18 protein-coding genes and 3 tRNA genes are annotated in these 20,588 nt (G+C 43.5%); 3 read left to right on the forward strand and 18 right to left on the reverse strand.

The genetic code is table 11. From position 1 onward, the window contains the following. Window positions 1–49: 49 nt before the first annotated feature. A complete protein-coding gene (locus AAA938_RS03155) occupies window positions 50–2,995 on the forward strand; it encodes an FAD-binding and (Fe-S)-binding domain-containing protein (protein ID WP_338227187.1) in 2,946 nt (981 codons plus the stop codon). Window positions 2,996–3,066: 71 nt separating this feature from the next. Here the strand turns inward: AAA938_RS03155 and AAA938_RS03160 are convergent, their stop codons facing one another. From AAA938_RS03160 to AAA938_RS03205, 10 genes are all read right to left on the reverse strand, one after another. Further along, window positions 3,067–3,480 (reverse strand): type II toxin-antitoxin system VapC family toxin, encoded by a 414-nt coding sequence (locus tag AAA938_RS03160; protein ID WP_338227188.1) that lies wholly within the window; start codon window positions 3,478–3,480, stop codon window positions 3,067–3,069. Next, the gene (locus AAA938_RS03165) at window positions 3,464–3,736 is read right to left on the reverse strand and encodes a DUF6364 family protein (RefSeq protein ID WP_338227189.1); all 273 of its coding nucleotides are present in this window, start codon (window positions 3,734–3,736) and stop codon (window positions 3,464–3,466) included. Before AAA938_RS03165 ends, AAA938_RS03160 begins: the two co-directional genes overlap by 17 nt. Window positions 3,737–3,909: 173 nt before the next feature. Beyond that, complete coding sequence (gene fucP / locus AAA938_RS03170) at window positions 3,910–5,214, reverse strand: L-fucose:H+ symporter permease (RefSeq protein ID WP_338227190.1); 1,305 nt, start codon at window positions 5,212–5,214, stop codon at window positions 3,910–3,912. Next, window positions 5,211–5,981 carry an L-fucose dehydrogenase gene (locus AAA938_RS03175; RefSeq protein ID WP_338227191.1) on the reverse strand — a complete coding sequence of 257 codons (771 nt, stop codon included), beginning with the start codon at window positions 5,979–5,981 and terminating at the stop codon, window positions 5,211–5,213. Before AAA938_RS03175 ends, fucP begins: the two co-directional genes overlap by 4 nt. 3 nt (window positions 5,982–5,984) lie before the next feature. Further along, on the reverse strand, window positions 5,985–6,812 hold the full coding sequence (locus AAA938_RS03180) for an amidohydrolase family protein (RefSeq protein WP_338227192.1): 828 nt from the start codon (window positions 6,810–6,812) through the stop codon (window positions 5,985–5,987). Next, the gene (locus AAA938_RS03185; RefSeq protein ID WP_338227193.1) at window positions 6,809–7,672 is read right to left on the reverse strand and encodes a fumarylacetoacetate hydrolase family protein; all 864 of its coding nucleotides are present in this window, start codon (window positions 7,670–7,672) and stop codon (window positions 6,809–6,811) included. The genes AAA938_RS03180 and AAA938_RS03185 overlap by 4 nt, the downstream gene beginning before the upstream one ends. A gap of 39 nt (window positions 7,673–7,711) precedes the next feature. Continuing rightward, window positions 7,712–8,470 (reverse strand): SDR family NAD(P)-dependent oxidoreductase, encoded by a 759-nt coding sequence (locus AAA938_RS03190; RefSeq protein ID WP_338227194.1) that lies wholly within the window; start codon window positions 8,468–8,470, stop codon window positions 7,712–7,714. Between the two features lie 12 nt (window positions 8,471–8,482). Continuing rightward, on the reverse strand, window positions 8,483–9,556 hold the full coding sequence (locus tag AAA938_RS03195) for a Gfo/Idh/MocA family protein (RefSeq protein WP_338227195.1): 1,074 nt from the start codon (window positions 9,554–9,556) through the stop codon (window positions 8,483–8,485). 15 nt (window positions 9,557–9,571) lie between these two features. After that, window positions 9,572–10,153 carry a peptidylprolyl isomerase gene (locus AAA938_RS03200; RefSeq protein ID WP_338227196.1) on the reverse strand — a complete coding sequence of 194 codons (582 nt, stop codon included), beginning with the start codon at window positions 10,151–10,153 and terminating at the stop codon, window positions 9,572–9,574. Window positions 10,154–10,230: 77 nt separating this feature from the next. Continuing rightward, window positions 10,231–11,361, reverse strand: a complete 1,131-nt coding sequence (locus AAA938_RS03205) for a 1-acyl-sn-glycerol-3-phosphate acyltransferase (RefSeq protein ID WP_338227197.1) — start codon at window positions 11,359–11,361, stop codon at window positions 10,231–10,233. A gap of 218 nt (window positions 11,362–11,579) precedes the next feature. Between AAA938_RS03205 and AAA938_RS03210 the strand changes: the two genes are divergently transcribed. Continuing rightward, entirely contained in the window at window positions 11,580–12,662 is a 1,083-nt protein-coding gene (locus AAA938_RS03210; protein ID WP_338227198.1) for an AI-2E family transporter, read from the forward strand. A 97-nt stretch (window positions 12,663–12,759) separates the two neighbouring features. Here the strand turns inward: AAA938_RS03210 and AAA938_RS03215 are convergent. The 4 genes from AAA938_RS03215 to AAA938_RS03230 form a co-directional block, all read right to left on the reverse strand. Continuing rightward, window positions 12,760–12,841: transfer RNA gene (locus AAA938_RS03215), tRNA-Leu, on the reverse strand. A 19-nt stretch (window positions 12,842–12,860) separates the two neighbouring features. Further along, a tRNA-Pro gene (locus tag AAA938_RS03220) sits at window positions 12,861–12,934 on the reverse strand. Between the two features lie 82 nt (window positions 12,935–13,016). After that, window positions 13,017–13,105, reverse strand: a tRNA-Ser gene (locus AAA938_RS03225). Further along, the gene (locus tag AAA938_RS03230) at window positions 13,067–13,309 is read right to left on the reverse strand and encodes a hypothetical protein (RefSeq protein ID WP_338227199.1); all 243 of its coding nucleotides are present in this window, start codon (window positions 13,307–13,309) and stop codon (window positions 13,067–13,069) included. The genes AAA938_RS03225 and AAA938_RS03230 overlap by 39 nt, the downstream gene beginning before the upstream one ends. Window positions 13,310–13,839: 530 nt before the next feature. Between AAA938_RS03230 and AAA938_RS03235 the strand changes: the two genes are divergently transcribed. Further along, on the forward strand, window positions 13,840–15,084 hold the full coding sequence (locus AAA938_RS03235; protein WP_338227200.1) for a nitrogen regulation protein NR(II): 1,245 nt from the start codon (window positions 13,840–13,842) through the stop codon (window positions 15,082–15,084). Between the two features lie 11 nt (window positions 15,085–15,095). On the opposite strand, the gene AAA938_RS03240 is transcribed toward AAA938_RS03235, so the two are convergent. The 4 genes from AAA938_RS03240 to recQ form a co-directional block, all read right to left on the reverse strand. After that, complete coding sequence (locus AAA938_RS03240) at window positions 15,096–15,554, reverse strand: gliding motility lipoprotein GldH (RefSeq protein WP_338227201.1); 459 nt, start codon at window positions 15,552–15,554, stop codon at window positions 15,096–15,098. Continuing rightward, window positions 15,547–16,908, reverse strand: a complete 1,362-nt coding sequence (locus AAA938_RS03245) for a PSP1 domain-containing protein (RefSeq protein ID WP_338227415.1) — start codon at window positions 16,906–16,908, stop codon at window positions 15,547–15,549. Before AAA938_RS03245 ends, AAA938_RS03240 begins: the two co-directional genes overlap by 8 nt. A gap of 129 nt (window positions 16,909–17,037) precedes the next feature. Further along, complete coding sequence (gene purD / locus AAA938_RS03250; protein WP_338227202.1) at window positions 17,038–18,327, reverse strand: phosphoribosylamine--glycine ligase; 1,290 nt, start codon at window positions 18,325–18,327, stop codon at window positions 17,038–17,040. A gap of 17 nt (window positions 18,328–18,344) precedes the next feature. After that, window positions 18,345–20,522, reverse strand: coding sequence for a DNA helicase RecQ (gene recQ / locus AAA938_RS03255; protein ID WP_338227203.1), 2,178 nt, complete (start codon window positions 20,520–20,522; stop codon window positions 18,345–18,347). Between the last annotated feature and the right edge of the window lie 66 nt (window positions 20,523–20,588).

The raw sequence follows: 20,588 nt of genomic DNA on the forward strand, positions 1-20,588 counted from the left end.
TAATTTATTATTACCACCATTATTTTATCGGCTATCTGTATTTTTGACCATGCTTTCAGACCAACCTAACCTAGTACCTCATTTAGAAAAACTGGCCGCCCAATTGGAGGGCAGTTTGCAGTTTGACCGACTCACCCGGACCCTGTATGCCACTGATGCTTCCGTCTATCGGGAGATGCCTTTGGCCGTGGCTTTTCCCAAGTCTGAGTCGGATATTCAAAAGCTAATTCAATTTGCTACCGAGCATGGCACCTCGTTGATTCCCCGGACAGCCGGAACTTCCCTTGCCGGGCAATGTGTGGGTAATGGTATCGTGGTCGATGTATCCAAGCATTTCACTCAAATCTTAGAATTCAATAAAGAAGAGCGCTGGGTTCGTGTACAGCCGGGGGTCGTTCGCGATGAGCTGAATCGATTCTTGAAGCCTCATGGTCTCTTTTTCAGTCCGATTACGTCCACTGCAAATCGTGCGATGATAGGGGGAATGGTTGGAAATAACTCTTCAGGGACCACTTCGATTGTATATGGGGTGACTCGGGACAAGGTGATTTCCCTGAATACCATTCTAAGTGATGGGAAGAAGGTGGTGTTCGGAGAGATATCTCAGGATGAGTTTGATCGTAAATGCGGGCAAAAAGACCTTGAGGGCACGATTTATCGTCAAATCTTCGACGAGCTCAACAATCCCGAAATCAAGGAAGAAATCCATGCCCAATTTCCCAAAAAGTCCATTCATCGCCGAAATACTGGCTATGCGGTCGATGAATTGCTAAAGGCAGAGCTTTTCGAAGGCAAGGAAAAATTCAACTTCTGTAAGTTGTTGACAGGTTCGGAGGGGACTTTGGCTTTTACCACCGAAATTAAAATCAGCCTAGACCCACTTCCTGACCCGGTGGAAATAGTAGTCGCAGCCCATTTTGAAAGCATTCATCAGAGTATGAAATCCGCTCAGGTCGCCATGAAGCATCCGGCAACTGCGGTGGAACTGATGGATAAAATCATTTTGGACTGCACCAAAGAAAGCATCGAATATTCCAAAAACCGCTATTTCGTTGAGGGTGATCCAGAGGCGATTTTGATGATTGAGTTTCGGGGCAAAACGCTGGAAGAAGCCATGGCCAAAGGTGAGGCGTTGGTAGCTGACTTGAAAGCAGGCGGTTATGGCTATGCCTATCCAATTATCGAGCCGGCCAAAGTTGCCTCTGCATGGGCTCTTCGAGCGGCAGGGTTAGGATTGTTGGGAAATATTCCCGGGGATCCCAAGGCTGTTGCTTGTATTGAAGATACGGCAGTAGATATTGAAGATTTGGCCGATTACATTGACGAGGTCGATGCGATGATGGAAGGTTTTAACCAAAAGCCGGTTCACTATGCCCATGCGGGTGCAGGTGAGATTCACCTTCGGCCTATTTTGGATTTGAAGAAAGCCGAGGACGTGGAGGAGTTTTACCAAATTTCCTTGGCCTCAGCCAAATTGGTTAAGAAATACCAAGGTTCGCTTTCCGGGGAACATGGAGACGGACGGGTGCGAGCGGCTTTTATTCCGCTGATGGTAGGAGAAAAGAACTATGAGCTTTTCCGTCGAATCAAATACACCTGGGACCCGAAAAACATTTTCAATCCAGGCAAAATCGTGGATGCGGCTCCCATGAATCAATTTCTCCGTTATGAACCGGGAATGAAAACTCCCGAGCATCAGACGGTTATGGATTTTTCCAATGTGGGGGGAATTCTTCGTCTGGCAGAAAAGTGCAACGGATCCGGAGATTGCCGAAAGCTGCCGGGTTCTGGAGGGACGATGTGTCCGAGCTATATGGCTACCCGAAATGAGCGGGATACTGTGAGAGGACGGGCCAATACATTACGTGAGTTTTTGACTTTGGATAAAAAGGAAAATGCCTTCGACCATCCCGAGATCAAAGAGGCCCTAGACCTTTGCTTGAGCTGTAAAGGCTGTACCGCCGAGTGTCCCTCCAATGTGGACATGGCGAGCATGAAGGCTGAATTTCTCTACCAATACCAAAAAACGAACGGAGTACCGCTTCGATCCAAGGCTTTTGCCTATATCAATGAACTGAATGGACTGGGCTCTATCGTGCCAGGAATTGCCAATTTCTTCCTGAGTAATTCTCTAACCGGGGGATTGATGAAATCGGTCTTAGGAGTGGCTCCCGAGAGAAATTTGCCGGAGATTAGTTCCATCAGTCTCCGAAAGTGGTACAAAAAGAATTATACCTCCCTTGCTGGACCTGCAAAGCCGATCAAGTCCGTGTACTTTTTCGTCGATGAGTTTTCCAATCACAACGATACCCAAATCGGGATAAAGGCGATTTCCCTGTTGAAAAAACTGGGCTACGAAGTCAAGGTGATCGATCATGAGGAAAGCGGTCGTTCCGCACTTTCCAAAGGTTTGTTGCTCAAGGCCAAAAAACATGCAGAAGCCAACGTGAGGATTTTCACAGATTTGATCGATGGAAATACCCTGTTGATCGGTTTAGAGCCTTCGGCGATCTTGAGCTTCCGGGATGAATATCCACGAATTGTCAGTCCTGAGTTGGTGCCTGCAGCGAAGAAACTCAAGTTTCATGTGAAGTTGATCGATGAGTTTTTGGGTCAGGAAATAGCTGCCGGAAACATCAAGGCGGAGCAATTCACTACCAAAACCCAAAAGATCAAGCTCCACGGGCATTGCCATCAGAAAGCACTTTCTTCTTTGACCTGGACGCAAAAGATCCTTTCCCTTCCTGCGAACTATTCTGTAGAAACGATCCCAAGTGGTTGCTGTGGGATGGCAGGCAGCTTTGGCTATGAGGCTGAACATTATGAAGTTTCTCAGCAAGTGGGAGAGTTGGTGCTATTTCCGGCGGTAAGAAAAGCCGAATCAGATACCCTCATCGCTGCGCCAGGAACTTCTTGTCGTCATCAGATTGCCGATGGTACGGGACGCAAAGCCAAGCATCCGGTGGAGATTCTTTGGGAGGCGCTCAACCTTTGATCCCGAACCTTCGGGATCGAAGGTTTTGTAGCCTTTGCTATCCTGCTTCTCCGGAAGCAGGATTTTTGCTTTTACAGCCTTTCCAAAAGCTGAATGGGTGTCAAAATGGGAAGATGCGGCTTGGAATGTTTTAAAAATTTCTGATCGTTGGTCACGATTCCTTCCATATCAGAATTACTGCAAATAAAATAGGGGATAGCATCCTCGATATCATCAAATTCTGATTCAATAGCACTCAAAACTTCGTATTTGGAACCATCCAAGAAATCAAACCTTCTAGCAATTACCCCGGCGATTTGTTTGGTTACTTCCAAGCCTTTTGCAAGCTCGAGGTAATAGCAACAGGTCTGTAGAACTGAAATGGAAACAAAACCTTGAATTTTCCCTTCTTCGAGTTTTTGGAATAGTTCGTTCAACTGATCTTGGTTGGGACTTCTTTCCAGAAAAAAATCCAAGATCACATTTACATCAAAGAAGATCTTCATAGCCCCATTTCTTCGCTTTTGCCCGGTAATATTCGTCTTTCCAATCCATTCCTTCTGGAAATTCGATCTTGGATTTTGGTAAGGACTTCATGTACTCCACCAATGTCATCCCATTAGGCAAAGTGGGGCGAGGCTTGAGCAAAGTCTCAAAATGCTCCTGAACCAAATCTGATACGCTTCTATCTTTTGACTCAGCATAGGCTTTGATTTTTTCCAGAAGATTTTCCTCGATGGTGATGTTGAGTTTCTTTTTCATAGTTATGCGTATGAATGCTCTAATGTACGTATAAAAGTCTGGAAATGATGCCAATCTCCATAGCTAAAGCCTTTATAAATAGTGAACCAGATTTGCTTCAAAAAGTGTAATTCTTGCTTCCTTATCTTTGGATTCCCTAATTTTTTAAATGAGTAATTGGAAATCAGTCTGAATCAGCCTTTTCTCACCCGAACACTAAACAGCCAAACCATCAGGAAACAGGCAAAGGGAAGGAAGAAAGAAAAGTTTACCTCAGGAACTCCCAAAATTTGGGTATCCGTGTAGCCCTTTCCTCCCAAATCCAAAATCATCCCCTGCAATGTTGGCATAATCGCTCCCCCGACAATCGCCATGACTAAATAAGCCGCTGCAAACTTGGAATCCTCTCCCAATCCTTCCAAAGCGATTCCATAAATCGTGGGAAACATCAAGGACATGGCAAAGCTGATTCCTACCAGAGAATAAAGCCCAGTCATTCCTTCCAGAAAAATAGCGCCTAAGGTGAAAATCATGGCCAGAATGGAAAAGGAAGCCAATAATTTTGGAGGTGAAATGATACGGAGCAAAGCGGTGCAAATCCATCGCCCAATCAAGAAGACACCCAGGGAAGCATAGGCATAATTGACTGCATCATAGGTAGAAATCCCGATCGATTCTGCATACTGGTAGATATACGTCCAGACCATGATTTGCGCTCCCACATAAAACATCTGGGCTAGGGTTCCTTCCACAAAATTCCTATTTCTCAAAAGCCTTTTCATGGTAGGCCCAAAGTTGATTTTCCCATGAGAATCCTTGTTTTCGGGCATTTTGGCTAAGGCAATCACGACCAAAATTCCCAAAACCACCAAGCCCAACATCACATAAGGATTTCGAATCACCAGAAGATCATTGGTTCTTACTACGGCCTTGGATGCAGCGTCCAAGGTGTCATAAATCAAATTGCCATTTTCATCCAGATTATTGGATTGGAGGGAGTTGAGAATGAAAGTTTTGGCTACAAAAAGCCCTGCCAAAGCCCCCATGGGGTTGAAAGCCTGAGCTAAATTCAGTCGCTGAGTGGCAGTAGCTTCGGGCCCCATGGACAGGATATAGGGGTTGGCAGTAGTTTCCAAAAAGGCCAAACCAAAAGTCAAAATGTACAAGGCAGCCAAAAAGAAGCCATAGCTTTCCCAAGATGCTGCCGGAAAAAACAATAAGGCCCCGAAGGCATAAAGGCCCAAACCCAACAGAACCCCGGTTTTGTAGCTGTACTTTTTTATAAAAAATGCAGCAGGCAAAGCCATGGTAAAATATCCTCCGTAGAAAGCCAGTTGCACCCAAGAAGCCTGGGTATTATTCAATTCTAAAACCCTCTTGAATGCAGCCACCATCGGATTGGTGATGTCATTGGCAAATCCCCAAAGCGCAAATAAAGACGTGATCAGGACAAAGGGGAATAATAGGTTTTTTGGAACTAAGGCAGGTTTTTGGCTCATAAGGATCGGTCGAGATGGGTATAGCCACCGTCCACGTAGAGATGCTGTCCGGTGATATGGGAGGCCTTATCGGATAGAAGAAATATCGCCATGGCAGCGATTTCTTCTGAAGTAGTCATGCGCTTTCCCAGAGGGATTTTTTGGTTGATTTCTTCCAGTTTTTCATGAGGATTTGGAAAAGACCGGATCCAGGATTCATACATCGGAGTATAGACTTCGGCAGGTAAAATCGCATTGACCCGAATCTGGTAGGGTAGGAGTTCCACCGCCCATTCCCGGGTGAGGGCTAGTTGGGCTCCTTTGGCAGCCACATAACCTGAAGTCCCTCCCTGACCGGTGACGGCAGTTTTGGAAGAAATATTCACTATAGCCCCTTTACTTTTTTTCAGATAGGGAAGTGAAAAATGCGCCAAATGATAGTAGTGAAATAGGTTGTTGGCGAGGGATTGAGCAAATGCTTCCGGGCTTCCCTTTTCCAAACCAACTCCGTCATTGGCACCTGCATTGTTGACCAAGCCGTCGATTTTTCCAAATCGATTCATTGTATGGTCTACCACCTCTTTGGCTTGATCAGCAGAAAAAAGTCTAAAGGGAAGATGTAAAGCTTTTCCCTCAGCCAAATCAACCAAAGCTTTTCCTTCTTTTTCCGAAGGATCAATGATCACAGGAAAGGCACCTTCTTCGATGAGTCCTTTGGAAATAGCTCCTCCTATGCCTTTGGCACCGCCGGAAACCAGAATGACTTTCCCTTCTAAATTTAGATTCATGGCTCAGGATATTTGGTAAAATTCCAGTGCAGTTTCCCCCCAAATTCTGTCCTGCTCGGAGGAGGAAAGTTGGGAAGTGAAGTCTTCGATAACCCGAAAAACCTGTTCGTATTCTCCAGTCACCAAACAAACCGGCCAATCTGACCCAAACATTAAGCGATCCGGGCCGAATAGCTCCAAGCTGATTTCCAAATAGGGAAATAGGTCCTCAGGTTTCCATTTTTTCCAATCTGCTTCGGTAACCATTCCCGATAGCTTGCAAAAGACCAATTCCCGTTCAGCAAGGGGTGAAATCAGCTTTTTCCAATCTTTCCATTCTCCAGATTTGATATCCGGTTTGGACAAATGATCGATGACAAACCGCTGATTTGGGCATTTCTTTATCAATTCCAAAGCAGATTGAAGATGTCGGGGAAATGTCAGAAGATCGTATGTATAGCCTTTTTCGCCTAGTTTATGGATACCTCGGATGAATTCTTCCCGAAGCATGTATCGAGGGTCTTTGCTTTGCAAAACCTCCCTAAAGCCCACGAGATGAGGATTTTCGGTGTAGTTTTCCAAGACCTTTTCCAGGTCATCCCTGCCTAAATCTGCCCATCCTACAACTCCCAGAATCCATTCATGCTGATCCGCGAGATCGAGAAGAAAGTCCGTTTCACGCAAGCTTTCCTCAGCCTGGACTGCTATACAACCATCAATTTTGGCGTCTTGAAGCAGGGGAAAAAGATCTCCTGGAAGAAAATTTCTACGGATCCTTTTCATGTCATCAGTGATCCAGTCCTGTCTTTTGGGATCATACTCCCAAAAATGCTGATGGGAGTCGACTTTCATGCTTCCGGGTCGTTGATGGCTACTTGCTTGGAAACACCAAGTCCTTCAATACCGAGTTCCACCACATCTCCATCTTTGAGATATTGAGGTTCAGGCTTTAGGCCCATTCCTACCCCGGCGGGAGTTCCGGTAGAAATCACATCTCCTGGTAACAAAGTCATGTATTGGGATAAATGCTCGATCAATGTGGGGATATCAAAGATCAGGTCAGAGGTATTGCTGTCCTGAAGGATTTCCCCATTCAATTTGAGCCAAAGTCTCAGATTATGTGGGTCTTTAATTTCCTCTTTGGTGACCAAAACAGGTCCTAGAGGGGCGAAATGATCGGCACTTTTTCCTTTCACCCATTGACCTCCGTGGTGCAATTGGAAATCTCGCTCACTCACATCGTTGTGAAGGCAATACCCTGCGATATAGTCGAAGGCATTTTCCTTTTTTACATATTTTGCCCTTTTGCCAATGACTACTGCGAGCTCGACTTCCCAGTCTGTTTTTACTGAGTTTTTTGGAATAAAAATGGGATCATACGGACCGCAAAGGGAAGAGGTGGCCTTCATAAAAATGATGGGTACCTCCGGTACAGCCATTCCAGCTTCTTCAGCATGCTTTCGGTAATTAAGCCCGATGCAAATGATTTTGGAGGGTCGGGCAATCGGAGAGCCTAGCCGCAATCCTGTGGGGATTTCTTTGAGCTGTTTTTGGTTGGTATTTAGCCAATCAGTGAGTCGCTCTAATCCATCAGAATTAAAAAAATCTTCATTCCAGTCTTCTCCGAAACCGGAGCAGTCCAGGTTTATTCCTTCAGGTGTTTGAATGCCGGGAAGTTCTTTCCCTTTTTCTCCAAATCGAATAAGTTTCATGAGGTTATTTAGGTTTTTGGTTTGAAAGCTAAATGGAGACTACATTTTGAGGCCCATAAAACCTCCATCAATATTGAAATTGGCGCCGGTGATGAATCCTCCAGCATCTGAGCTGATAAAGTAAGCTAGTTCTGCGATTTCTTCCGGAGTTCCCATTCGACCTATGGGTTGGGTAGCGGCGAGCTTATCGTACATTTCCTTTTCCTTTCCGGGGTAGTTTTTAGCCAAAAACCCATCCACAAAAGGAGTATGGACCCTGCCTGGAGAGAGGCAGTTGCAGCGAATTCCCTGATCAACATAATCTCTGGCCACGCTCAAGGTCATAGACAGAACAGCGCCTTTAGTCATGCTGTAAGCAAATCGGTCGGGAATCCCAATGGTGGCTGCTACTGAACATAGATTAAGAATAGAGCCTCCGCCATTTTCTATCAGTTTGGGTAGGGCCGCCTTGATTGCGTGAAAGACTCCTTTGATATTGACCGAATATAATCTGTCAAAGTCTTCGTCGGTGGTGTTTTCTACCTTTCCGATATGGGAAATCCCGGCATTATTGATCAAGACATCTATTTTTCCCGGAATGGAATTGATCCCATGTCTTACGGCTTCGTAATCGGTTAGATTGATTTCTAGGAATTTTACCGGGTAGCCTTTTTCATGTTCCTCAAGTTGTAGCTTGGTTCCTTCCTGATGGTTGGTGTCAATAAAATAGACAGTACTTCCTTCTGCTGCGAATTTTTTGACCATGGCTAAGCCTATTCCGCTAGCTCCTCCGGTGATTAAGACAGTTTGGTGTTTCATAGGTTAATAAGCTTATAAACGAACCACTTCCCCTGTTTTCACCGAGTCGTCGCAGGCGAAGGCAATCTTCAGACTGTTCAGCGCATCGTCTAAGTGGTCAGTTAAATCCAGGTTTTCTTCAATAGCCTTGAGAAAATAGGCCTGCTCCCGGTTACAAAGTTCCTGATGGTTGGGCTCATCTTTCATGTCGATCCATTCATCAGATTTAGTGAAATGGTTTTTATCATCTAAATCCGCATGGTGAACACGGATGGATTCAGTTTTGGTATGGGAATCCACGTCATCGGATTTACCTGATTTTCCAGCTTCCTTTGCCACAATGGATACCGCTCCCTTGGGGCCGAAAACATCTTTGACAAAAAAGGCAGTCTCGCTGACCATAGGACCCCAGCCAGCCTCATACCAACCGACCGAACCGTCTTCAAACCGGATTTGGAGTTGACCATAGTTATAATTGTCCTTGGCAATATCCTCGGTCAATCTGGCACCAATAGCAGAAACCCAAACGGGTTTTGACCGGGTCATCTGACACATGACATCGATGTAGTGGACTCCACAGTCTACGATTGGACTTAGGGATTTCATCAAATTTCGATGTACGTCCCACATGAATCCATGACTTTGCTGATTGAGATTCATTCGCATGACCAGAGGTTTTCCCAACTTTTGGGCCTCTTCGATAAAGCGAATCCAAGAGGGATGATGCCTCAAAATATAGCCAACAACCACTTTTTTATTTTTTTCCTTGGCTTTGGCAATGATCCTTTCGCAGCCTAAAACAGTATCAGCTAGTGGTTTTTCGATAAAAATATGACATCCTGCCTCCAAAGCCCTCAAGGCAAATTCCTCGTGAGTATCTGGGTAGGTCGAAATACACACCGCGTCGGGATTGGTCTGCAGAAGAGCCTGCTCGTAGTCTTCGAAAAGGGGATAGTCAGTGTTCAGTTTTTGGTTTAGCCGGACTTTGCTCTCTCCTCGGGCTACTAATCCACAGATTTCAAATTCTGGCATGTGGTAGTAGGCTGTGGCATGGGAGGCTCCCATATTTCCGCATCCGACTACCAGGATTTTGATTTTTTGGTTCATTAGGCTGGGTTGGGTTTATTCCTCAATAAGCTTATTAAATTCCTTTTTTGAAAGATAAATGATGTCAATATCCAAAGTGATTGTGTGTAGTGGTTGGTCATTTTCATCTCGTTTGACTGAGACAATTTGATCAACGATTTCCATTCCTTTGATCACTTTTCCGAAAATGGTATAATTCCCATCCAGTCTACTTAACCCTTCCTTATTTTGGACTATATAAAACTGACAGCGGGCTGAAAGCTTTCCGGGATTGTCATCCCGGCCGGCTCCTAAGGCCCCATAGGTATGGGTAAGTTCAGGATGAAATTCTGGCTCGAGCAGGTATTCCGGGTCATTAAATCCCTCTGGTGTATCCGGGCATCCTCCCTGAGCTACAAAATTGGGAATCACCCGGTTGAAGCTGAGGCTATCCCAATACCCGGCTTCTGCCAATTGAATAAAACTTTGTTGATGCTTGGGGGTCCTGTCGTCCAGTTGGATGTAGATTTCCCCCAAGGGAGTTGAAATCTTTCCTACGGGGATTTGACTCTTTAATTGCTGGGAATGACCTATACCTCCCCAAATTAGAAAAAGTAAGAAAAGGATAAATCGGATCATAAGTTGCCGAGTTTTGTTTTGTCTTTTCAAGGTACAAATCCACAGCTAATTCCGAAAAATCTAACGTTAGACTTTACTTAACCTTTGCTTTTTAATTGGTTATCCACTGGATTAGCATACATCGCTAAAAAGTTTTTTACCAAAAAATCATTCTTTGCATCCACTTTTTCTTCCAACCTTTTGACAAAAGCATTTTTCTCTTCTTCGGTGTAGTTTTCCCTATAAGTTGAAGTTCCGTTCAGGAGATCATGGGAAATATAATTACTTGGCCAGAGTCTGTATCCTGCCCATATTTTTTGATCAATGAGCCCAGCTAAATCAGTTAGTTTTTCTCCCAGGTTGATTTCAGAGGCATTTATTTTTTTTATTTCCTCGTCCAAAAAGCCATTTACTTGGATGTGAATTCTCTTTTTCGTTCCAAGGATGCCTCTCAGCAAATTCAAAAAATCTTCATTCTCACTTTTGACATATTTTTCCTCTCTCGCTTTTGCCATTAATTCGGGCATTTTTAATACATCCGTCGGGTCATATTCATAGGAAATGGAAACAGGAACCAGCTGGATTTTTTCAAATAAATCGAACGGGTTTTTGCCCTCTTCTGACAAGGTGAGCATTTTTAAAACACCCTTGTGGGTACTGTCATTTCCATCCTTAGTCCTGCCTTCCTTTTGGGCAGTCCAAACAGATCTGTTTTCCTTGAGTAAAGATTTTCTTATAAACTCTGATACCAATTGGGAACTTTCAAACAAGGCTCTTCCAGTCAATCCTCTTCTAATGGCAAAATTTCTATTAAGCTTGGAAAGCACATGTAAGAAAGGCTGACGGATCAAGTTGTCTCCGATGGCCGAAGTGGTCATGACTAACCCATTTTCATACAATGCAGCATTTAGCAGAGATGTGTCTAGGATAATATCCCGATGGTTTGAAATAAATAGGTAGGCTGTGTTAGGTTTCAAGCATTCAAAACCACCGATGGTTAATCCATCAGAGCTTTTTTCCAAAACCTTCTTAAGGGCAGGATAAATGAAATTGATCTGAAAATCCCTTAGAGAATGGGTATGAAGCATTAGATCCTTCCAATGTTCCGTACGGTCATTAGGAAAAGCAAAATTCATTATAGCATCCAGCATGGGATCGTCAATGATCTGCTTGATGGCAGTATTGACTTCGGCATCATAAAAAGGTCTGATAGAATCGAATTTTGACATAATTGGGGTGAAAATCTGGCTGCAAAAAGCAGAATTTTATGCAAATCGCGAAATGGATTGGGTCTAAAGGTAGACGTAAAAAAAGGAGATCAAGGTCAGTTTTTGATAAATGATATCAGGGTTTTCCAAAAGATTCCGCGTTTTTAAACCACGAACTGAGTAAAATCAGGAATGAAAATAAGCTGTTTTTGTATATTCTCAACCGAAAACCCAAAGCTATGAGAAACCTTCAAGCAGTCGCCTACATCCTGATTATAGTAGTATTTGGAGCCCTGTTGATGAAGGAAGGGTCCTTTATTCTAGTGCCCTTGGTATGGGGTATTTTTTTTGCTTTTGCACTGAATCCCATGGCTGTTTGGTTTGAGAAAAAGGCTATTCCCAGAGGGATGTCTATTGCTTTGTCCATTTTGCTGGTAAGCTTGGTAGTCCTAGGAGTTTTTTACCTTTTGCTCAATCAGATGATCGGATTAATCCGGGAAATTCCCGAAATCGGAGAAAATCTCCAGCTAAAAATCGAGCAATACTCAGACGAGATTTCTTTGATTTTAGGAGAGGGTTTTACCGACCCTGACCATAAATCTGAATTTTGGTCGATTCTTAAGCCTGAAAACTTCAATCAAACTCTGTTTACAACCGGTAAATCTTTGACACTTGCCGGAATTATTCCGCTCTATATTTTTCTCCTGTTGTACTACAAGGATTTTTTTGCTGAGTTTTTGGTGAGGATTTCAAAGGAAAAAAAAGAGGAGGTGATGGCATGGATTAGAGATTCTGGGATAGTCATTCAATCTTACCTTATTGGAATGATTCGGGTTACTATAATTGTAGCCATTCTTTCGGGCATTTTTTTCTTTTTGATTGGGGTCAAATACTTTTTGCTATTTGCTGCATTTATTGCCATCATGAATCTGATTCCCTACGTAGGAGTGGTGGTGTCTTCCTTTTTTGCGATTTTGTATGTGTTTTTGACGAGTGACACACTTTTTTATCCCTTGATTACCTTTTTTGTTCTTTGGGGTATTCAGCTATTTGAAAATAATATCATCACTCCCTTGGTGGTGGGAGCAAAGGTTCAAGTCAATGCTCTAGCCGTTATTTTAGCGATTCTCCTTGGAGGATGGCTTTGGGGCGTATCAGGTATGGTTCTATTTATTCCCTTGGTTGGAGTTTTGAAAATTACCTTGAGCAGAAGTGAGCAACTCAGGCCTTTTGCCTACCTTCTTGGGGACGAAATTCCAGTCACAGAAGAAAGTGAAAACTTTGTGAAGATTCTTTCCCGGAAGCTTAGGCGTCAAAAGTGATTTTTCGAAAAGGATTGAGCATGTGGGATGTCCCGGAGGAAAAGAAAAGAGATTTGGGCATAAAAAAACCTCTCAGTTATTGCTGAGAGGGACTGCGTGCGCATGAGAAGATTCGAACTTCCACACCCGAAGGCGCTGCCGCCTGAAGACAGTGCGTCTACCAATTTCGCCACATGCGCAAGTGTCAATAAAACTAAGTCGGGGTGGCAGGATTCGAACCTACGACCTCCACATCCCAAATGTGGCGCGATACCGGGCTACGCTACACCCCGAACTTTAAGAAATCTTTTGGATTAAGGCCATATGCCTCAGGCGGTAATTTTTTCGGAGTCGTTTTTGAATCCAAATTCATTGCAGAGAGTGGGGGATTCGAACCCCCGGTACGGTTTGACCCGTACGACAGTTTAGCAAACTGCTGGTTTAAGCCACTCACCCAACTCTCTTTCCCATTGGCCTTCCGCCAAAGTGATGCAAATATAAGCCAATTGAGAAGATTTAAACAAGAGCTCTGGCAAAATGGAGTCATCTTTACTTTTGGCTGATTTAAAGCTCTGAAAATCAACAGAAATTTTTTTGAAAAAAGTAAAATACCCAGTTGTGGGTATTTTTTTCTCCATGATCTCTTCTACTTTTATTGCATAAACCATTATTATTATGATTATTCAAACTTTGAATGCCAAATTTTTGATTGAATCCTCATCTGATTGTGATGGATGCTTAATGGTTTATTCTGACAACTCCGAGCAACTTCAACGGCTTTTTGGCTCATCAGTACATCATTCGCGCAATTTCAGCGAAATGCCTTTTCTGACCAAAACCTGCAAACAGGATTTTGCACATACTTTGATTCTTTTGGTAAAGGAAATTGACTATTCCAATTTTCCTTCAATATCCGGTAACCTGCCTGTTATCTCCCACTTATCCTAATTTTTCCTTCGTTCGAAAATTTTTTTTTAAAGATTTTTTATAGGATTTTGGATCAAAAACATTTTTCATCTTCAAAACAACTTTTTTTCTATCATAAAATATAATTCTGAATAAGAGCGAAAAATGATATAATATTTTTAGAATAATTACTTTTTATTATTAAAATTTTTTTAACCATATTTCGACTGTCACCCAATTTATTGCTTTGATCTGTACTGAGAACATAGAAAATCTCATTCCTGAATCCCTAATGAATTCTGGACATTTCTTCTTCGTCATTATGGACGTGGAGGGAAAGGTGCTGAAGTCTAATGGGCTTTTTGAGAAAATAGCACCTCGGTCTACTAATCGAGAGTTTTGGAACTTTTTATCTCTGGATACAGCAGAGGAATTTTGCTATTCGCTAGAACTGATGTTGGGCGCTCCAAAAATAAGACGTCACCTGATGCTTGAGCACCCTCTTTGCAATCAAGACTCCTTTTCTCAAATCTGGTGGGAGTTTTCCGTAGTCACTACTCCTGAGGGGGATATTTCATCGGTGATTGGGATTGGAGTGGGCATTCAGCTATTGGAAGATGAAATGCCTTGGGATAATCTGGTAGATGTTTTGGGTTTTGGCAAGCTGGTATTGGACAGAAGGCTGAGAATCACTTCATGGGATAGCAGGGTGGAATCTTGGTTTGTCAAAGATGGTTTGGCATGGAAGAATAAAGATCTCCTGCAGACTGCAGAGTTTGGAGATGACCCCAACTTGTTTTCCAGTTTGCAAAAATTGCTTGAGGGAGAAAACCCAGTCTTCTTTACCTTTATTGGAAATCAAAGGGAGTTTGCCGGACTACTTTACAAGTCGGGACAGGAGTTTCATTTCTTTATGGGACCCAAAGAAAAAAAACCTGCTGAGGCCTTCTCAAAAAGGATATTTTCTCAAAAGGAAATTAATCTGATTCCTGGTGCAGTATTCATTTTGGACAAGGACTCCTGTTTAGTTCAGCAAAACCAATCTGCAAAAGAGTGGTCAGAAGTACTTTTTGGGAATTCATGGATTGAAGGAGAAAATTTTGATAAATCAGGCAGTTCGATTGATTCCGTTAAGCTAAAGTACGCCATTAATGAAGCCTTAGAGGGAAAGCCATTCCTTTTCGAAATCCGGCGATTTTCATCAGGTAGTCAGGCTCTGTTTTGGGACGTGACGGTCAATCCGATTTTTGAAAATGGGGAGGAGATTCAGGGAGTATTTATCCATATTTGGAATAATTCCAACTTCCAAAATCAGGTGCTCAGGCTTCACCAAGAAAATGAGAAACTCAGAAGTCTTGCTTTGCAGCCCTCTCATATTTTACGAGGACCTCTATCCAGTATGCTTGGTATTTTAGACTTGATTGATTTTCAGTCTCTCCATGAAGAGAATAAAAAATTGATTGGCTATTTAAAACCATTAGCCGAGGATTTGGACAAAAAAATCCGGGAACACGCCAAAAAAACGGGTAACCTCTAATTAAGGGGAGGTTATTTTTTTAAAATCTTCAGTCCTAAAGCTTCAATTCCTTTTACCTCTTCCTTTCTCATGTATTGGACAAGTTTTACCCTTACCGTTTCTTCTGAAAGTGTAAGGGGTAACGTGTCATATTTAGTATAGGTATTTCCAAAACCCTTTCCCAAAGGTTTGCCGCTCTTGCTGTCGAATAAAGGGATATTGATCAGTTTGTTTGATAGAATTCTCATGGAGGTGTCCTCCATGAGAAGCCGAACATAAAGATTTGAGAAGGGATAAGAATCAGCGTATCGGACCGCAATCAAATCAGTTTTCATATCGGTTTCCAAGGAGCCAATCTCAAAGGAAAGCGTGTCGGTGACTTGCCAGGAATCCCCTTCAATGGATTGGAATTCTTCAAATAGGCGATCACCTCCACACGAGGATAATAGCAAAGTGAATGAAATCAACCCCAAACACAAATACTTACTCATTGCTTCCTTTATTTGGATTTTGATTTCTCCTTGGGGGAAACTTCCTTTTCTTCTGCTCCTGAGGATTTTCCCCTTGAGCTGAAGGACTGCTTTTCGGTTCTGCCCCCTGTTGATTGACGTTTGGCTTTTGATTGGGATTGGGCCTGTTTCTAGGCTTCTTTTTTCTTCTGTTTTCCCGATTAGGCTGAGGAGTGGAAGATTGATTTTTCTCCTGAAAATCTGCCCGTGGACGTCTGGTATTATCAGAAGAACCTGATTCTTCGTTAGAGCGATTGGGTTTGGGGCTCTGTCCTTGTTGAGATACTGCTTTTTGTTCTCCCTCCGTGGGTCGGGTGTCTTTGCTGCGTTTCTTTTTCTTCTTTTTCTTTTTAGCAAATTTTTTGTCCAACAACTCCAATTCTCGGGTGGATTGAGCGGCAAGGTCTTCCAACTCGTCCGCCTTGTCTACTTGCAAATTGAATACCTTTTGGCCTTTTTCGTTGATGGCTTGAATTTCTCTGACTCTATCGCAAGAGATGCTATGCCAGTCGTTGTCATTGTTGTAGCTAAACCACATCAGTTTTCTGAAGATGTCGGTTTTTTGGAGTTTGGCAGGGCCCTGTTCAGTCTGTAGAGGACGATCAATGGATGGAATATCTTTGATTGCATCCATGTAGGTGTCCAGCTCATAGTTGAGGCAGCATTTCAGTCTTCCACACTGTCCACTGAGCTTACTTGGGTTCAAAGAAAGGTTTTGATATCGGGCAGCAGAAGTGGTGACATTTTTGAAATCGACCAGCCAAGTGGAACAGCAAAGTTCCCGTCCGCAGACTCCGATTCCTCCTAGTCTCCCGGCCTCTTGTCTGAGGCTGATTTGTCGCATTTCTACGCGGATTTTGAATTCCCCAGCCAATACCTTTATCAGTTCTCTGAAATCTACCCGGTCTTCTGCGGAATAGTAAAAAGTAGCCTTGGAGTTATCGGCTTGGTACTCCACATCAGACATTTTCATTTGCAGACCAAGCTCATCTACGATTTGCTTGCATCGATAGAGTGTGGGAATTTCCCGGTTTTTGGCTTCTTCCCATTTTTCTATATCCTTTTCATTAGCTAATCGGTAAATCCTCGTGATGTTATCATCGTTTCGGATTTTCCTTTTTTGCATTTGAAGTCTGACCAATTCCCCTTGGAGAGAAACATAGCCGATATGATGTCCACTAGGTACATCCACTACGACAGGGTCACCGGTATTGAGGGAGAGGTAATCTACGTTTCGGAAGTATTCTTTTCTTCCTCCTTTGAATTTGACCTCAACAATATCAAAATTATCGACCTGCGGGATTCCCAAGTGGGAAAGCCAGTCAAAAGAATTCATTTTATTACAATCGCTCGTGCCGCAGGTGCCGTTGTTTTGGCATCCACCTGTTCCTCCGGAGGAGGTAGAGCAAGTACTGCATCCAGACATAATTTATATTCAGGGCTTTCGCCTCGTTTAGTTTTGGGTTTATTTCATCAATTTCAAAATATCCTGGCCGATGTCTTTTCTAAAATAGACTTGGTTCCAAGAAATTGAATTTACTGTGGAGTAGGCATTGTTTAAAGCCTCTTCCAAGGTATTGCCTTTTCCCGTCACTGCAAGGACACGGCCACCTTGATTGGTAAGCTTTCCTTCCGAATTCCTTGCGGTACCTGCATGGAAAATAATCCCTTTTGGCTCTCCCTCTGGAAAAGAAATGGGGAATCCTTTTGGGTATGATCCGGGGTAACCTCCGGAGACCATGACCACTGTGGTGGAATAATCCGGAGAAATTTCCAATTGGTATTGATCAAGATTTCCTTGGCCCATTGCATGGAGCATTTCGAGGAAATCACTCTCGATTCTGGGAAGAACAGCTTCGGTTTCAGGGTCTCCCATTCTCACGTTGTATTCAATTACATAAGGATCTCCGTTTTTATTCATCAAACCGATGAAAAGAAAGCCTTTGTAATCGATATTTTCCTTGGCCAATCCGTCGATGGTCGGTTTTACGATGCGCTCTTCTACTTTTTTCATGAAGTCTTCGTCCGCAAAAATCACAGGACTCACTGCACCCATACCTCCGGTATTCAATCCGGTATCCCCCTCACCGATTCTCTTGTAATCCTTGGCTTCCGGCAGAATTTTATAGCTTTTTCCATCAGTAGCTACAAATACAGAAAGCTCAATGCCGGTTAAGAATTCTTCTACGACCACTTTTGAAGATGCCTCACCAAACTTCGCCTCCAAAAGCATTTCCTTCAGGGAAGATTTGGCTTCTTCCAGAGTCTGACAGATCAACACCCCTTTTCCTGCTGCCAATCCATCGGCTTTGAGTACAATAGGAAGAGATTGCTTTTCCAGATAGGCAAGACCGCTTTCGATTTGGTCTGGGGTGAAAGTTTCATAGGCGGCCGTGGGCACACCGTTTCTGAGCATGAATCGCTTAGAAAAGTCTTTACTGCCCTCCAATGTCGCTCCCAAGCTACCAGGACCGACTACAGGAAGCTTGGCCGTCTCCCGCTGTGATCGAAGATAGTCAACCAATCCTTTGACCAAAGGCTCTTCCGGGCCTACGACCACAAGGTCTATTTTCTCATTTAGTATGAACTGGTGCAAGGCTGGAAAGTCTGTGGCAGAAATAGCCACATTTTCAGCAATCTCTGCTGTACCTGCATTGCCTGGTGCCACAAAAAGTCTGGAGCATTGGGGACTTTGTGCCATTTTCCAAGCGAAGGCATGCTCTCGTCCTCCGCTACCCAATAAGAGTATATTCATTTAATCGTTTCGGTTATTTAATTGGCATGTTGGGAAATAAACTTGATCCTATAGACCCGTAGCTCGTCTTCTGCGAAGTCTTCGTCACTCAGTTCTTCCAGTGCCGTTTTGATGTGATCGGTTTCTGCATTCATAAAGTAGTCATGGAGAATCTCCTCTCGCTCCTCATCCATGATGTGGTGAATGTAGTAATCGATGTTGAGTTTGGTACCGCTGTAGATAATCTGCTCCACTTCTTGGAGTAGTTCATCCATGGAAATATTGAGATTTTCGGCAATCTCATCCAGGTCGATTTTGCGGTCAATCTGCTGGATAATGGAGATTTTTACTTTGGATCTGTTGCCGGATGTCTTGACTACGACATCTGAGGCGGTTTCGATCTCGTTTTCCTCTACATAGTTTGCAATTACCTTGAGGAAGGGTGCCCCAAATTTGGCCACTTTACCCATGCCCACTCCATTGATTTGAGCGAGTTCCTCACGGGTGGTGGGGTAGACTGTGGCCATTTCTTCCAAAGAGGGATCTTGAAAGATGACGTATGGAGGAAGCCCTTTTGCGCGGGCTACTTTTTTCCTCTCGGCTTTAAGAAGTTCGAAAAGCTTTTCATCGTAAGCCGGACCTGTAGATACGGTGACTTCCTGAGTTTCTTCCTCAGTTAGCTTTTCAAAGTCATGATCTTTGAACAGATCGACAGAGAAAGGAGAGTCCATGTATTCCTGACCCTTCTGAGTCAATTTGAGCACTCCGTAGTTTTCGATGTCCTTTTCCAGAAAAGCCAAAATCATGGCCTGTCTGATGATGGATATCCAATGTTTCTCCTCTTCTTCTTTGCCTTGACCAAAAACAGGTAGGAGGTCATGCTTGTAGCTGGAAACGTATTCGTCCATTTCTCCGCGGATGACTTTGACCAAATGGGTAAGGTTGAATCGCTCCTTGGTCTGCTGCACTGCTTGAAGGGCTGTAAGCAAAAACTCCATTCCCTCGAAGGTTTCTCTTTCTCTTTTGCAGTTGTCACAGAATCCGCAGTCTTCCTCCATCATTTCGCCGAAATAATTGAGGATAAATTTCCTTCTACAAACGCCTGTTTCTGCATAAGCAGCCATTTCCTGCAGAAGCAGTTTGGCGTTTTCCCTTTCGGTTACTGCCTTGTCCTTGTTGAATTTGTCCAGCTTGATGATGTCCTCATAGCGATAAAACATCAGACAATGGCCTTCAAGCCCGTCACGACCTGCTCTTCCAGTCTCCTGGTAATAGCCTTCCAGAGATTTTGGCACATCGTAGTGAATCACGTATCGGACGTCAGGCTTATCAATCCCCATCCCAAAGGCGATGGTGGCTACGATGACATCGAGTTCTTCGTTTAGGAAATCATCCTGAGTTTTGATCCGGACAGCTGAGTCAAGCCCCGCATGGTAAGGTGCAGCATTGACTTGGTTTACCTTGAGCAGTTCGGCAATTTCCTCTACTTTCTTTCTACTGAGGCAATAAATGATTCCCGATTTGCCTTTGTGCTGCTTGATGAATTTGATGAGTGCTTTTTTGCTCTCATTCTTCACCTTGGGCCGCACTTCATAGAAGAGATTGGTTCGGTTGAAAGAAGATTTGAACACATCCGCTTCTTCCATTTGTAGATTTCGCTGAATATCCTGCTGCACCTTGGGAGTAGCTGTGGCAGTAAGGGCAATGATCGGAAGATTGGGGGCGATTTGCCCTACAATGGATTTGATCTTTCGGTATTCAGGTCTGAAATCATGTCCCCATTCTGAGATACAATGAGCTTCATCGATAGCTACAAAACTAAGCTTGGCAGTTTTGAGAAAGGTGATGTTTTCCTCTTTGGTGAGGGATTCAGGGGCTACGTAGAGTAGTTTGGTTTTCCCTTTCAATACCTCACTTTTGACTTTGGTGGCTTCTGCTTTTGTAAGTGTAGAGTTCAGAAAATGCGCATTAATTCCAACAGCATTCAACTGGTCTACCTGATTTTTCATCAAGGCTATCAAAGGAGAAATCACAATGGCCGTACCCTCATTAACTACTGCAGGGAGCTGGTAACACAAAGATTTTCCTGCACCGGTGGGCATGATCACAAACGTGTTCCGCTTATTCAGCAGATTGTCTACAATGGGTTCTTGATTCCCACGAAACTGGCTGAATCCGAAGATTTTCTTAAGGTCTGCTTTGACTTTTTCCTCCACTTGAAGAAAGGGCTAGTAAGGTTATAATCCCAGTAAACAGGATTGAATGATTAGTTTTTTACCTTT

This window comes from Algoriphagus taiwanensis (genome assembly GCF_036245645.1).
Classification (GTDB): Bacteria; Bacteroidota; Bacteroidia; order Cytophagales; family Cyclobacteriaceae; genus Algoriphagus; species Algoriphagus taiwanensis.